9 protein-coding genes are annotated in these 13560 nt (G+C 64.0%); 8 read left to right on the top strand and 1 reads right to left on the bottom strand.

Features of this window, described 5'->3' with window-relative positions; all coding sequences use genetic code 11:
* Positions 1-29 precede the first annotated feature (29 nt).
* The 3 genes from yidC to ACK4R0_RS09775 all read left to right on the top strand — a co-directional run bounded on the left by yidC (position 30) and on the right by ACK4R0_RS09775 (position 3371).
* A complete protein-coding gene (gene yidC, locus ACK4R0_RS09785; RefSeq protein ID WP_409673705.1) occupies positions 30-1814 on the top strand; it encodes a membrane protein insertase YidC in 1785 nt (594 codons plus the stop codon).
* A gap of 120 nt (positions 1815-1934) precedes the next feature.
* A complete protein-coding gene (gene yihA / locus ACK4R0_RS09780; RefSeq protein WP_409673703.1) occupies positions 1935-2588 on the top strand; it encodes a ribosome biogenesis GTP-binding protein YihA/YsxC in 654 nt (217 codons plus the stop codon).
* A 129-nt stretch (positions 2589-2717) separates the two neighbouring features.
* On the top strand, positions 2718-3371 hold the full coding sequence (locus tag ACK4R0_RS09775) for a glutathione S-transferase family protein (protein WP_409673701.1): 654 nt from the start codon (positions 2718-2720) through the stop codon (positions 3369-3371).
* A 213-nt stretch (positions 3372-3584) separates the two neighbouring features.
* Here the strand turns inward: ACK4R0_RS09775 and ACK4R0_RS09770 are convergent, their stop codons facing one another.
* The gene (locus tag ACK4R0_RS09770; protein ID WP_409673699.1) at positions 3585-5528 is read right to left on the bottom strand and encodes an alkyl/aryl-sulfatase; all 1944 of its coding nucleotides are present in this window, start codon (positions 5526-5528) and stop codon (positions 3585-3587) included.
* Between the two features lie 189 nt (positions 5529-5717).
* Between ACK4R0_RS09770 and ACK4R0_RS09765 the strand changes: the two genes are divergently transcribed.
* From ACK4R0_RS09765 to gltB, 5 genes are all read left to right on the top strand, one after another.
* Positions 5718-6521: an undecaprenyl-diphosphate phosphatase gene (locus tag ACK4R0_RS09765; RefSeq protein ID WP_409673697.1), complete on the top strand. Its 804-nt coding sequence runs from the start codon at positions 5718-5720 to the stop codon at positions 6519-6521.
* 271 nt (positions 6522-6792) lie between these two features.
* Positions 6793-8226: an NAD(P)-dependent oxidoreductase gene (locus ACK4R0_RS09760; RefSeq protein ID WP_409673848.1), complete on the top strand. Its 1434-nt coding sequence runs from the start codon at positions 6793-6795 to the stop codon at positions 8224-8226.
* Entirely contained in the window at positions 8223-8519 is a 297-nt protein-coding gene (locus tag ACK4R0_RS09755) for a hypothetical protein (RefSeq protein WP_409673695.1), read from the top strand. Before ACK4R0_RS09760 ends, ACK4R0_RS09755 begins: the two co-directional genes overlap by 4 nt.
* Positions 8516-9007 (top strand): hypothetical protein, encoded by a 492-nt coding sequence (locus ACK4R0_RS09750; protein ID WP_409673693.1) that lies wholly within the window; start codon positions 8516-8518, stop codon positions 9005-9007. The genes ACK4R0_RS09755 and ACK4R0_RS09750 overlap by 4 nt, the downstream gene beginning before the upstream one ends.
* Positions 9000-13526 (top strand): glutamate synthase large subunit, encoded by a 4527-nt coding sequence (gltB, locus tag ACK4R0_RS09745; protein ID WP_409673691.1) that lies wholly within the window; start codon positions 9000-9002, stop codon positions 13524-13526. Before ACK4R0_RS09750 ends, gltB begins: the two co-directional genes overlap by 8 nt.
* Positions 13527-13560: the final 34 nt, after the last annotated feature.

The raw sequence follows: 13560 nt of genomic DNA, 5'->3' as shown, positions 1-13560 counted from the left end.
GAATGCATTACCGGAACGAGGTTTGAAGCGTGGAGAATCAGCGTAACGTCATCCTGGCCATCACCTTGATGGCCCTGATACTGTTCGGATGGCCCTATGCGCTGGAGGTTTTCTATCCCGCGCGCCCGGCAACCATCGAGGATGTGGCGACCGCGCCGCGCCCCGGTCTGGATACGTCGGCCCCCGGCACGGTATCGGGCACCGTCCCCGACACCGCCAGCGCTTCCAAGATCATCCGCAGCCGCACCGCCGTGCTCGCCGACAGCGCCCGCGTCGTCATCGACGCGCCGCGGGTTGGCGGATCGATCAACCTCACCGGCGCGCGCCTCGATGACATCGTGCTCAAGGATTACCGCGAGCGGCTCGACCAGGACAGCGACCTTGTCCACCTGTTCTCGCCCGCCGGCACCGCCGATCAGTATTTCGCGCAGTTCGGCTGGATCGGCGAGGGCGTGGTCACGCCCACCAGCCAAACGGTGTGGACCCCCAGCGGCGGCCGGCTGACGCCCGCTACTCCGGTGACGCTCACCTGGTCCAACCCTGCCGGACAGCGTTTCGAGATCGTGTACGCGATCGACGCCAATTACCTGATCAGCGTCACCCAGCGGTTCATCAATTCGGGCGCCACGCCCGCGATCGTGCGGCCCTTGGGGCTGATCAACCGCACCAGCGCCAATGCCGACCCCAGCACCTGGACGGTGCGCAACGGGCCGCTCGGCGTGTTCGACGATGTCGCCGATTTCGACGTGCACTATGACGATCTCGACGAGAACCCCAGGAAACTGGTCGAATATGGCGGCAGCATCGATTGGCTGGGCTTTACCGACCATTACTGGCTCTCCGCGCTGATCCCCGCGCCCGGTTCGACCGGCCAGATGGCGGGCAACTTCCGCGCGCTCGGCAACAATCTCTATCAGTCAGAGCTGCTGTTCGACAGCAAGGTCGTCGCGCCCGGACGGATGATCGAGACCAACTCGATGCTGTTTGCCGGCGCCAAGGAAACCGAACTTCTCGACGATTATGTCGATGCCAAGGACATCAAGCTGCTCGACCGCGCGGTCGACTGGGGCTGGTTCATCTGGTTCGAAAAGCCGATCTTCAAGCTGCTCAACTGGCTGTTCGTCCAGGTCGGCAACTTCGGCGTCGCGATCATCCTTCTGACCATCATCATTCGCGGGCTGATGTTCCCGATCGCCCAGAAGCAGTTCAAGTCGATGGCGCAGATGCGCGCGGTGCAGCCCAAGATGAAGGCGCTGCAGGAACGCTACAAGGACGATAAGCAAAAACTGCAAACCGAGATGATGGAGCTGTACCGCAAGGAAAAGGTCAATCCGCTCGCCGGATGCCTGCCGATGTTCCTGCAGATTCCGGTGTTCTTCGCGCTGTACAAGGTGCTGCTGCTGGCGATCGAAATGCGCCACCAGCCGTTCGTGCTGTGGATCAAGGATCTGTCTGCGCCCGATCCGCTGACGCCGGTCAACCTGTTCGGCCTCCTGCCGTTCGATCCGCCGAGCATGATCGCGATCGGTATTCTGCCGATCATCCTGGGCGTCACGATGTGGCTGCAGTTCAAGCTCAATCCCGCGCCGATGGACCCGGTCCAGCAGCAGGTCTTCTCGATCATGCCCTGGGTGCTGATGTTCGTGATGGCGCCGTTTGCCGCAGGACTTCAGCTGTACTGGGCGATGTCGAACATCCTCACCATCGCGCAGCAGAAGTGGCTCTACAGCCGCCATCCGCAATTGAAGGAGCTGGCCGCGCAAGAGGCTGCGGCCAAGGCGGCCAAGGCCGAGAAGGACAAGAGCAAAGCGTGACAGGCATCCCTGCCCTCAACCGTTTTCCGGCGAAAGCCGGAATCCAGGGCGAGATCGCGCCCAGCCCCCCTGGACTCCGGCTTGCGCCGGAGAACGGCAACAAGATTGAAGCGCCCCATCATGGATGACGAATCCCAGCCAGCCGTCCACCCGTTGCTGCAGGAGGCCAACCGGCTGTTCTCGGGCTCGGTGACGTTCCTCAAGTCCGCGCCCGCACTCGAATTCCTGCCGCCGCCCAGCGTCCCCGAGATCGCCTTTGCGGGCCGCTCCAACGTCGGCAAGTCCTCGCTGCTCAACGCTCTTGTCGGGCGGCGGGCGATCGCGCGCACCTCGGTGACGCCGGGCCGTACGCAGGAGCTCAACTTCTTCGAAGTCGGCGATCCGGTGCGCTTCCGCGTGGTCGATATGCCGGGCTATGGTTATGCCAAGGCGCCCAAGGATGTCGTCAAGAAATGGCGGTTCCTGATCAACGACTATCTGCGCGGCCGCGCGGTGCTCAAGCGCACCCTGGTGCTGATCGACAGCCGTCACGGCGTGAAGGAGGTCGATCTCGACGTCATGAAGATGCTCGACGAGGCGGCGGTCAGCTATCGTCTGGTGCTCACCAAGGCAGACAAGATCAAGGCGAGCGAGCTCGAGAAGGTCGCCGACGCCACCCGCGCCGAAGCGCGCAAGCACGCTGCTGCCTTCCCCGATGTCATCATCACCTCGTCCGAAAAACGCATGGGGATTGACGAACTGCGCGGCTTCGTGATGGATTCGATCAGCGAATAACCACGGCCATCACCGCCGTTTTCCGGCAAAAGCCGGAATCCAGACGCGAGGTCGATGCTATCTGACTCCTGGGCTCCGGCTTTCGCCGGAGAACGAGCTTGAAATCCGACAGGATCACGAGGGGCACTTATGAAACTGTACATTGGCAACAAGAACTATTCGAGCTGGTCGCTGCGCGGCTGGCTGGCGTGCAAGCAATCGGGCGTGCCGTTCGAAGAGATCGTCGTGCCTTTGTATGATGACGCCTGGGCGCAGACCCGCCAGCGCGAAGAATTCCAGCCGTCGGCGGGCAAGGTGCCGGTGCTGTGGGACGGCGAGGCGGTGGTCTGGGATTCGCTCGCCATCATCGACTGGCTCGCCGACAAAACCCACCGCGACCGCTTCTGGCCCAAGGACCCGGTCGCCTGCGGCCTCGCCCGCTCGATGGCGGCGGAGATGCACAGCGGATACGCGGCGCTGCGCCGCGAATTCACGATGAACATGCGCGCCCGGCATAGCGAAGTGCCGGTCAGCCCGGAAGCCCATCAGGACGTCATGCGCATCCTCTCGCTCTGGGCCGAGGCGCGTGCGCGCTGGGGACGCGGCGGGCCGTTCCTGTTCGGCAGCTTTGGCGCAGCCGACATCATGTTCGCCCCCGTGGTCAGCCGGTTCGAAACTTATGGGTTTACGCTCCCCGGCTTCGCGCGCGCCTATAGCGAGGCGGTGCTGGGCCACGAATGGATGACGCAATGGGCCGAGGCTGCGCAGGCCGAAACGTGGGTGATCGATAGATTCGAGCGGTAGGGAACCCATAGCCCTCCCCCTTGATGGGGGAGGGTTGGGTGGGGGTGATCTCTCCGGATTGCGCGAAGGATTCGTCCGGCCATACAGGCAACACCCAGCCGCACCATCACCCTCACCGCTGCGACTATGCAGCAAGCTGCCAAGTCTCGCCGCCTCTCCCATCAAGGGAGAGGCGAAGAGTGGCCGCCCTCATCGAGGGGCGAGGGCTTGCTGCTAAGGCGTCACCACCGCGAAGGCTGGGTCGAATGGCGGGTGCAGCATCAGCCAGCGCAGGAACAGGCCTGAATCGCCGTCGATTGTCATCGCGCCCGATTGCATGAGTTTCGGAAAATCGGTCTCGCCCAGCACGATCGCGTCGAAGTCGCTGCGGTTGAGCGTCACGGTCGCGTTGGCATCGGCGAGCGTTGCGCCATAGCGCGGGATCTCGACATCGCCATTGACCATGATGCCCAAAGTCTCGTTGGTATCGGGCAGAATGAAGTTGATCTTTGCCCGCATGTCGCCCGATCGCTCGGCGGCAAAGCGGGTGGCGAGCGCATCGAAGAACTCTGCCGTGGGGATCGCGCTGATGAAGCTGCGGCTCTGGGTGCTCGCGCCGCGCCTCGGCAGTTCGGTCCCGCGCAAGGTCGCGGCGCCCGCCAAGTAATAATTGCGCCAGATCCCCGATTCGGCGGCAAAGCCCAGTGCCTCGTAGCTGTCGGCGAGCGCCGCCTTGGCAGCGGCGTTGGCGGGTTCGGCGAACACCAGATGGTTGAGCAGTTCGGCGGCCCAGCGGTGGTTGCCCTCGGCTTGCGCCTTTCTGCCCGCCGCCAGCAGCGCATCGGCGCCGCCCGCCAGCGCGACATAGCCCTTGCCCGCCGTCACCGGGGGCAGGGGGTTGAAGTTTGCGGGCACCCCGTCCCACCAGCCGTAATAACGCTGATAGGTCGCTTTCATGTTGTGGTTGATCGTGCCGTAATAGCCGCGCGAGCCATAGGCCTGGCGCTGCGCTGACGGCTCGGCGATGCCGTCGGCGACCTCGTGCAGCGTCATGCCCGCATTGGCGCGGCCCAGGGTGCGGTCATGGACATAGCGATACGCATCGCGCTGGTTCTCGAGATACGCCGCAACCCGCGCCTGCCCCCAGGTCGGCCAGTTGTGCGAGGCGATCTGCACCTGCGCCTCGTCCCCCCATCTGACCAGCGCCGCATCGATGACTTTCGACCAGCGCAGCGCATCGCGCACCTGCGCGCCGCGCAGCGTCAGGATGTTGTGCAGCGTCTTCACCGCAACCTCGGTGGTGTGGAGCACCTTGAAATCGGGCAGGTAGAACAGGAACTCGGCGGGCGCTTCGGTCCCTGCGGCATCGAGAAAATCGAACCGAACGCCATCGATGGTCTTGAGCCCGCCTTCCGGCCCGATCAGCATGTTGGGCGCGAGATAGCCGGTCGTGCCGATCGATAGACCTGTGCCCAGGCCGTTGTCGACCCGCCCCTCGGCGCCGGGAGCAAGCGCGGTGCCGAACATGTACGCGCTGCGGCGGGTCATCGCGTTGCCTGCGAGCACGTTCTCGCTCACCGCTTCCTCGGCAAAGCCGTGCGGGGCGACCACGGGGACCTTGCGTCGCTTGACCTCGTCGGCGGAGATGATGCCGCCGACACCGCCGAAATGGTCGGCATGGCTGTGGCTGAACAGCACGGCGGAAACGGGCCGCTTGCCGATCTTCGATTCGGCCAGTTGCATCGCGGCGGCTGCGGCTTCTTCGGTGAGCAGCGGATCGACGACGATCCAGCCGGTCTTGCCGGAAATGATCGTCATCACCGCAAGGTCATAACCGCGCACCTGCCAGATCTTGCCCGGGACGATCTCGAAAAGGCCGTGGATGTGGTTGAGCCGGGCGTGACGCCAAAGGGAAGGGTGGACGGTGGCAGGCGCGGTTTCGGCCTTGAGGAAGTCGAACGCGCTGGCATCCCACACCGTGCTGCCGTCCGCGCTGCGGATCAGTCCGCCGGGGATCTCTGCGATCTTGCCGCGTGTGGCGTCGGCGAGGTCGCTGCCGTCATCGGCCGGTAGCCGCGCCAGCACCGCAGCGCGCTCGGAATCGGTCAGCTGCGCTTGCGCTGCACTGCCCGCCCCCAGCGCGAGCGCGATCAGTCCGGCTTTCCAATACCCTTTCATCCTCATCCTCCATCCTGTCCGTGCGGCGTTGCTGCGCTCTATCTATTGGCAGTCATGCTGCCATAATGGATGTCCGGTGTCAGCACCTGATCGTGGACCGGCGCAATTCCCGTGGCTTGTGCGGTGAAGGGCCAGGGGAGCGGCTGATAGAAGGTTGACTTGGCCCCCTGCCGCCGCTCTTAAAGCCGAATGATAGAACTGTATCTCATCCCCGTTTTGCTGGGAATCGTCGAGGGCCTGACCGAATTTCTCCCGGTCTCCTCCACCGGACACCTCATCCTCGCTACCGAACTGCTCGGCTTCGATGCGCAGGCCTGGGCGGTGTTCAACATCGCGATCCAGCCCGGGGCGATCCTCGCGATCGTGGTGCTTTACTGGCGCACCTTCATGGATGTGTTGAAAGGGCTGATGACGTGGCAGCCATCTGCCGTCGCCTTCACCCGCAACCTGCTGATCGCGTTCTTCCCCGCCGTGGTGCTGGGCCTGGCCTTTGGCGACCAGATTGAATTGCTGCTGGAAAGCGCCGTGGTGGTATCTTGGGCCCTGATCATCGGCGGTATCGTTATCCTGATCGTGGAAAAGGTCGCCAAGACCAGCGATGCGGGCGGGGTTGCCGGGGTTCCGTTCAAGACCGCTATCGCCATCGGCATCGTCCAGTGCCTCGCCATGATCCCGGGCGTCAGTCGCTCGGCTTCGACCATCCTGGGTGCAATGGCGATGGGCGTCGATCGCAAGACCGCCGCAGAGTTCAGCTTCTTCCTCGCCTTGCCGACGCTGACCGGGGCTACCGTGCTGCAGCTCTACAAGAACCGCGCACTGCTTACCCCCGATGATTTCGGGGCGATCGCGATCGGTTTCTTCGTGTCGTTCATTGTCGCGCTGGTGGTGGTGAAGGTGTTCCTGAAAGTCATCATGCGCTACGGTTTCGTGCCGTTTGCCTGGTACAGGATCATCGCCGGGACTGCGGCACTGATCTGGCTCAGCAACAGATAGTCGCATATCGGACCTTTAACGCCTGTCGAACGGCTGTTCCGGGTTTTACCTAAATAACCGGTCGAACTACAAAGACAGTATTGCTTACCTATCGGTTGAAAAGTGCGTGACTTCGTGCCGCCGATGTCCTAAAGCTGCGGCAATCGCGGCGGGGGCAGACCCTGGCCGCCGAACGATCATCAGCGACAGGTAGGGTATGGAAGAGCAACCGGAAAACGGGCAGCCGCACGGCGCGGAGCATGGCGCAGCGATGGCGGCTGAAAAGCTCGCGATGCTGAAGTTCGTCGATCTGGGCCAGTCCTATCCGCCCAAGCGCGCCGCCGATGCGCGCGCCGAGGATTTCGACGAAATCTCCGACCGGTTCGATGGCCATGCCGCGCAGGAGCAGTCCGCGCGATGCTCGCAATGCGGCGTGCCCTATTGCTCGACGCACTGCCCCTTGCACAACCACATCCCCGACTGGCTGCGGCTGACGGCGGAAGGGCGGTTGCGCGAGGCGTACGAAATGTCGAACCTCACCTCGACGATGCCCGAGATCTGCGGTCGCATCTGCCCGCAGGATCGCCTCTGCGAAGGCAATTGCGTCATCGAATTTTCCGGCCACGGCGCAGTCACCATCGGCTCGGTGGAGAAATACATCACCGACACCGCCTGGGAGCAGGGCTGGGTCGAGCCGGTCGCGGTCGGGCGGCCGCGTGGCCAGTCGGTGGGCATCATCGGCGCGGGCCCCGCCGGGCTGACCACTGCGGAATATCTGCGCATGGGCGGCTATGACGTCCATGTCTATGACCGCTACGACCGCGCGGGCGGGCTGCTGACCTATGGCATCCCCGGCTTCAAGCTGGAAAAGGACGTGGTCATGCGCCGCGTTGCCCGGCTGGAGCAAGCGGGGATCGTCTTCCACACCGGGTTCGAGGTGGGCCGCGATGCCAGCATGGAAGACCTGCGCGACAAGCACGACGCGATCCTGATCGCCACCGGCGTCTACAAGGCGCGCGACATCAAGGTTCCCGGCATCGGTGCCGATGGCGTGGTGCCCGCGCTCGATTTTCTCATCGCCTCCAACCGCAAGGGCTTTGGCGATGATGTCCCTGAATTCGACAGCGGCGCACTCAACGCCGAAGGCAAGAATGTCGTCGTCATCGGTGGCGGTGATACCGCGATGGACTGCGTGCGCACCGCGATCCGCCAGGGCGCAGCGTCGGTCAAGTGCCTCTATCGGCGCGACCGTATCAACATGCCCGGATCGCAGCGCGAAGTGCTCAACGCCGAGGAAGAGGGCGTCGAATTCGTCTGGCTGTCAGGCCCGGTCGCAGTCGAGGGGACGCCGCACGCGCGCGCCGTGCGCGCCAGCCGGATGCGGCTGGGTGCGCCCGATGCCTCGGGCCGCAGCACGCCCGAGCCCGATCCCGACAGCGATTTTTCGGTCCCGGCCGATCTGGTGATCAAGGCTTTGGGCTTCGATCCCGAGGATCTGCCAGGCGCGTTCGGTTGCGATGAGCTTTCGGTCAACCGCTGGGGCACATTGCGGGTCGACCATCAGACGATGATGACCAGCCTCGATGGCGTGTTCGCCGCCGGCGACATCGTGCGCGGTGCCTCGCTGGTCGTCTGGGCGATCCGCGACGGCCGCGACGTCGCCGAGCACATGCACAAATATCTCAAGGCCAAGGCGCGGGTGGGCGCGGTCAAGGTTGCGGCATGAGGCTGTCACCTGACGACATTGCCTCGATCAAGTCTGCCGCACAGGAGGTGTTCGGCCCCGGTGCGGTGGTACGTTTGTTCGGCAGCCGTCGTTTCGATGAACTGGATGGTGGCGATCTCGACCTTCATGTCGAGGTCGACGCGACCGACGATACCCAGCACAGGCTGCACAATCTGCGACGCAGGTTGTGGGCCAAATTGCCCTATGACAAGATTGATGTCCTGGTGTCTCGCCGGGGTGTCGCTGCCAGGGGGTTCGAGCGCATAGCCTATCGCGATGGCATCGTCCTGTGACGCCCGAGCAAGAGATACTTGAAGATGCGCTGACTGCATTGCGGCAACGGCAGCAGCGTTTTGCCGAGGAGGTCGCCTACCACGCGCAGGTGTTTCCGCTTTCCTCGGATTCGCTCCCCGCAGATACGCTTGAAATGCGGACCCATCTGGCTGCCTTCGCCAAGCGGTACGAAATGACACAGGACCAGATTGTCCGGCGACTGTTTCGGTCCGTGGCCGCAGTGACCGGCGTTTCGGTTCGCAACAGGGGCATTGGACAACTGATCGATTCGATGCACGCAATCGGAATCATCGATGATGTCGAGAAATGGCACCAGATAACCAGGGTTCGCAACGAGCTTGCGCACGATTACGCGCTGACCCTCACTGAACTCACAACGTGCATCAACGAAGCCTGGCACTTCTCGCCTGATCTTATCGCGATGATCGACCGCGTCGATGCGCACATAGCCGAACACAACCTGCTTGCGGATGAAAACCATGACTGACAGCCATATGGAAAACGAACGCCTCCGCCTTGCCCGCGAGGGCATGTACCGGCCCGATTATGAATCCGATGCCTGCGGTGTCGGCCTGGTCGCGGCGACCGATGGCAAGGCCTCGCGCCGCGTGGTCGAGAGCGCGATCGATGCGTTGAAGGCAGTGTGGCACCGCGGCGCGGTCGATGCCGATGGCAAGACCGGCGATGGCGCGGGCCTGCATGTCGATCTGCCAGTGCGCTTCTTCGACGATGCGATCGCCGATTCGGGCCACAAGGTGCTGCCCAACAAGCTCGCCGTCGGCATGATCTTCCTGCCGCGCACCGATCTGCAGGCGCAGGAAACCTGCCGCACGATCGTCGAGAGCGAGATCATCGAGGCGGGTTACACCATCTATGGCTGGCGCCAGGTGCCGGTCGACATCTCGGTGATCGGCGACAAGGCGCAGCGCACCCGGCCCGAGATCGAGCAGATCATGATCGCCGGACCGCTTCCCGACGTGCAGGACGTAGCCGAGTTCGAAAAGCAGCTCTATCTCGTCCGCAGGCGTATCGAGAACAAGGTCATCGCCGCGCAGATCAACGATTTCTATATCTGCTCGCTGTCGTGCCGGTCGATCATCTACAAGGGGCTGTTCCTTGCCGAGAGCCTGTCGGTGTTCTATCCCGACTTGACCGATCCGCGCTTCGAAAGCCGCATCGCGATCTTCCACCAGCGCTATTCGACCAACACCTTCCCGCAATGGTGGCTGGCGCAGCCGTTTCGCTGCCTCGCGCACAATGGCGAGATCAACACCATCCGCGGCAACAAGAACTGGATGAAGAGCCACGAGATCAAGATGGCAAGCCTGGCGTTCGGCGAGAACAGCGAGGACATCAAGCCGGTGATCCCCGCCGGTGCGTCCGATACCGCTGCGCTCGATGCGGTGTTCGAGGCGATCTGCCGTTCGGGCCGCGAGGCGCCGACCGCCAAGATCATGCTCGTGCCCGAGGCCTGGCAGGGCGACCAGGTGCTGCCGCCCGAGCATCTTGCGATGTACGAATATATGGCCAGCGTCATGGAGCCATGGGACGGGCCGGCGGCACTCGCGATGACCGACGGCCGCTGGGCGGTGGCAGGCGTCGACCGCAACGCGCTGCGCCCGCTGCGCTACTCCGTCACCAACGACAACCTGCTGGTGATCGGGTCCGAAACCGGAATGGTGGTGCTGCCCGAAAGCTCCATCGTCGAAAAGGGGCGCCTGGGCCCCGGCCAGATGATCGCGGTCGATCTGCACGAGGGCCGCTTCTATCACGACCGCGCGATCAAGGACCGGATCGCCGCCGAGCAGCCTTATGGCGAGCTGGTCAAAGGCTTCCGTCAGCTCTCCGACCTGCCGCCCGCCGGCCCCGACAGCCTGCCCGACATGACCCGCGCCGAGCTGACCCGCCGTCAGGTCGCCGCCGGCCTGACGATCGAGGACATGGAGACGATCCTCGCGCCGATGGCCGAGGACGGCAAGGAGGCGATCGGATCGATGGGCGATGACACCCCGCTCGCGGTGGTCAGCGCCAAGCCGCGCCCGATCGCGCAGTTCTTCCGCCAGAATTTCAGCCAGGTCACCAACCCGCCGATCGACAGCTTGCGCGAACGGCACGTGATGAGCCTGAAGACCCGCTTTTCGAACCTCGCCAACATCCTCGAACAGGACAGCCAGAACGAACGCGTGCTGGTGCTCGATAGCCCGGTGCTGACCAATGCCGACTGGCTGCGGCTGAAGACCGATTTCGGATCGAACGTCGCCGAGATCGACTGCGTGTTTTCCGCCGATGGCGGGCTCGAGCAGTTGCGCGCCGCGATCACCCGGATTCGTGAGCGAGCCGAGCAGGCGGTGCGCGAGGGCTGCACCGAAATCTTCCTGACCGACGAGAGCGCGGGCGAGGACCAGATGGGCGTGCCGATGATCCTGGCCGCCGCCGCGGTGCACACGCACCTCGTGCGCAAGGGGCTGCGTGCCTATTCGTCGATCAACGTGCGTTCGGCCGAGTGCCTCGACACCCACCATTTCGCGGTGCTGATCGGTGCAGGTGCGACCACGGTCAACGCCTGGCTGGCCGAGCTCTCGATCGCCGACCGCCAGGCGCGCGGCCTGTGCGGCGACCTTAGCCTCGACACCTGCATCGCCAACTACCGCAAGGCGATCAACGAGGGGCTGCTCAAGATCATGTCCAAGATGGGCATCGCGGTGATCTCGAGCTATCGCGGCGGCTATAATTTCGAGGCTGTGGGGCTGAGCCGGGCGCTGGTCAACGACCTGTTCCCGGGCATGCCGTCGAAGATCTCGGGCGAAGGCTATGCCTCGCTGCACCTCAACGCCAAGCTGCGGCATGACATGGCGTGGGACAGCAATGTCGCGCGGCTGCCGATCGGTGGTTTCTACAAGCAGCGCGATGGCGGCGAGGCGCATGCCTATTCCGCCGGGCTGATGCACCTGCTGCAGACCGCGGTCGCCAAGGACAGCTACTCGCAATACCTCCAGTTCGCCGAAGGCGTGCGCCAGCTGCCGCCGGTCTATCTGCGCGATTTGATGGAGTTCAATTACGCGCCCAAGGCGGTGCCCTTGGACGAGGTCGAGGCGATCACCGAAATCCGCAAGCGCTTCGTCACGCCCGGCATGTCGCTGGGAGCGCTGTCGCCCGAGGCGCACGAGACGCTGGCGATCGCGATGAACCGCATCGGCGCCAAGGCGGTGTCGGGCGAGGGCGGCGAGGATTCCGAACGCTATCTGCCGCGCGACAATGGCGACAACGCCAATTCGGGCATCAAGCAGATCGCATCGGGCCGCTTCGGCGTCACCGCAGAGTATCTGGGCGCGTGCGAGGAGATCGAGATCAAGGTCGCGCAAGGGGCAAAGCCCGGCGAGGGCGGGCAGTTGCCCGGCTTCAAGGTCACCGAATATATCGCCAAATTGCGCCATTCGACGCCGGGGGTGACATTGATCAGCCCGCCGCCGCACCACGACATCTATTCGATCGAGGATCTGGCGCAGCTGATCTATGACTTGAAGCAGATCAACCCCAACGCGCGGGTCTGCGTCAAACTGGTTTCGGCGGCGGGAATCGGCACCATCGCTGCAGGCGTCGCCAAGGCGCATGCTGACGTGATCCTGATCGCGGGCAATGTCGGCGGGACCGGCGCGTCCCCACAGACCAGCATCAAATATGCCGGAACGCCATGGGAAATGGGGCTTTCCGAGGCCAATCAGGTGCTCTCGCTCAACGGGCTTCGCCACCGGGTCAAATTGCGCACCGATGGCGGGCTCAAGACCGGGCGCGATATCGTGATCGCGGCGATCCTGGGCGCGGAGGAATTCGGCATCGGCACGTTGTCGCTGGTGGCGATGGGCTGCATTATGGTGCGCCAGTGCCATAGCAACACCTGTCCGGTGGGCGTGTGCGTACAGGACGAGCGGCTGCGCGCCAAGTTCACCGGCACGCCCGAAAAGGTCATCAACCTGATGACCTTCATCGCCGAGGAAGTCCGCGAGATTCTCGCGCGGCTGGGCTTCCGCAGCCTGGACGAGATCATCGGCCGCACCGACCTGCTGCGCCAGGTCAGCCGCGGCGCCGAGCATCTCGACGATCTCGATCTCAACCCGATCCTTGCCAAGGTCGATGTCGCCAGCGACCAGCGCCGGTTCAATCTCGACACCTGGCGCAACGCGGTGCCCGACAGCCTCGATGCATTGATCATCAAGGATGCAAAGCCCGTGTTCGACCGGCGCGAGAAGATGCAGCTGACCTACAACGTGCGCAACACGCACCGCGCGGTGGGCACGCGGTTGTCGGCGGAGATTACGCGGATTTATGGGATGAAGGCGCTCGACGAGGGCCATGTCCGCATCCGGCTGCGCGGCTCTGCCGGCCAGTCGCTGGGCGCGTTCCTGTGCCAGGGGATCACGCTCGAGGTGTTCGGCGATGCCAACGATTATGTCGGCAAGGGGCTGTCGGGGGGCACGATCATCGTGCGGCCGACGGTGAGCTCGCCTCTGGTCAGCCACGCCAACACGATCATCGGCAACACCGTGCTCTATGGCGCGACCGCAGGCAAACTGTTCGCCGCGGGCCAGGCGGGCGAACGCTTTGCGGTGCGCAATTCGGGCGCCGAAGTGGTGGTCGAGGGCTGCGGCGCCAATGGCTGCGAGTACATGACCGGCGGCACCGCGGTGATTCTGGGCGAGACGGGAAGCAACTTCGGCGCAGGGATGACCGGCGGCATGGCGTTCGTGCTCGACCGGAATGATCGCTTCGCGGGCCACGCCAACCCCGAGTCGATCGTCTGGCAGCGGATCGACAGCGCGCATTGGGAGGACAGGCTCAAGGGGCTGATCGCGGCGCATATCGACGGCACCGACAGCCAGTGGGCACAGGAAATCCTGCGCAACTGGGATCGCTATCTGCCGCAGTTCTGGCAGGTGTGCCCCAAGGAAATGCTCACCCGGCTGGCCCATCCGCTCAGCGATTCGCTTGCGATGGAAGCTGCGGAATAAAGGAAACCCCGCCTTCCGCCTTGGGGAAGGGCGG

The organism is Blastomonas sp., assembly GCF_046294995.1.
Taxonomy (GTDB): Bacteria; Pseudomonadota; Alphaproteobacteria; order Sphingomonadales; family Sphingomonadaceae; genus Blastomonas.
The sequence above is the reverse complement of the archived record's forward strand: the minus strand, read 5'-3'. Positions and strand labels throughout refer to the sequence as shown.

Excerpts from the sequence above, each read along its gene's own strand:
- yihA (WP_409673703.1), top strand. The coding sequence starts at position 1,935 with ATGGATGACGAATCCCAGCCAGCCGTCCACCCGTTGCTGCAGGAGGCC.
- ACK4R0_RS09775 (WP_409673701.1), top strand. The coding sequence starts at position 2,718 with ATGAAACTGTACATTGGCAACAAGAACTATTCGAGCTGGTCGCTGCGC.
- ACK4R0_RS09770 (WP_409673699.1), bottom strand. The coding sequence starts at position 5,528 with ATGAAAGGGTATTGGAAAGCCGGACTGATCGCGCTCGCGCTGGGGGCG.
- ACK4R0_RS09765 (WP_409673697.1), top strand. The coding sequence starts at position 5,718 with ATGATAGAACTGTATCTCATCCCCGTTTTGCTGGGAATCGTCGAGGGC.
- ACK4R0_RS09760 (WP_409673848.1), top strand. The coding sequence starts at position 6,793 with ATGCTGAAGTTCGTCGATCTGGGCCAGTCCTATCCGCCCAAGCGCGCC.
- ACK4R0_RS09755 (WP_409673695.1), top strand. The coding sequence starts at position 8,223 with ATGAGGCTGTCACCTGACGACATTGCCTCGATCAAGTCTGCCGCACAG.
- gltB (WP_409673691.1), top strand. The coding sequence starts at position 9,000 with ATGACTGACAGCCATATGGAAAACGAACGCCTCCGCCTTGCCCGCGAG.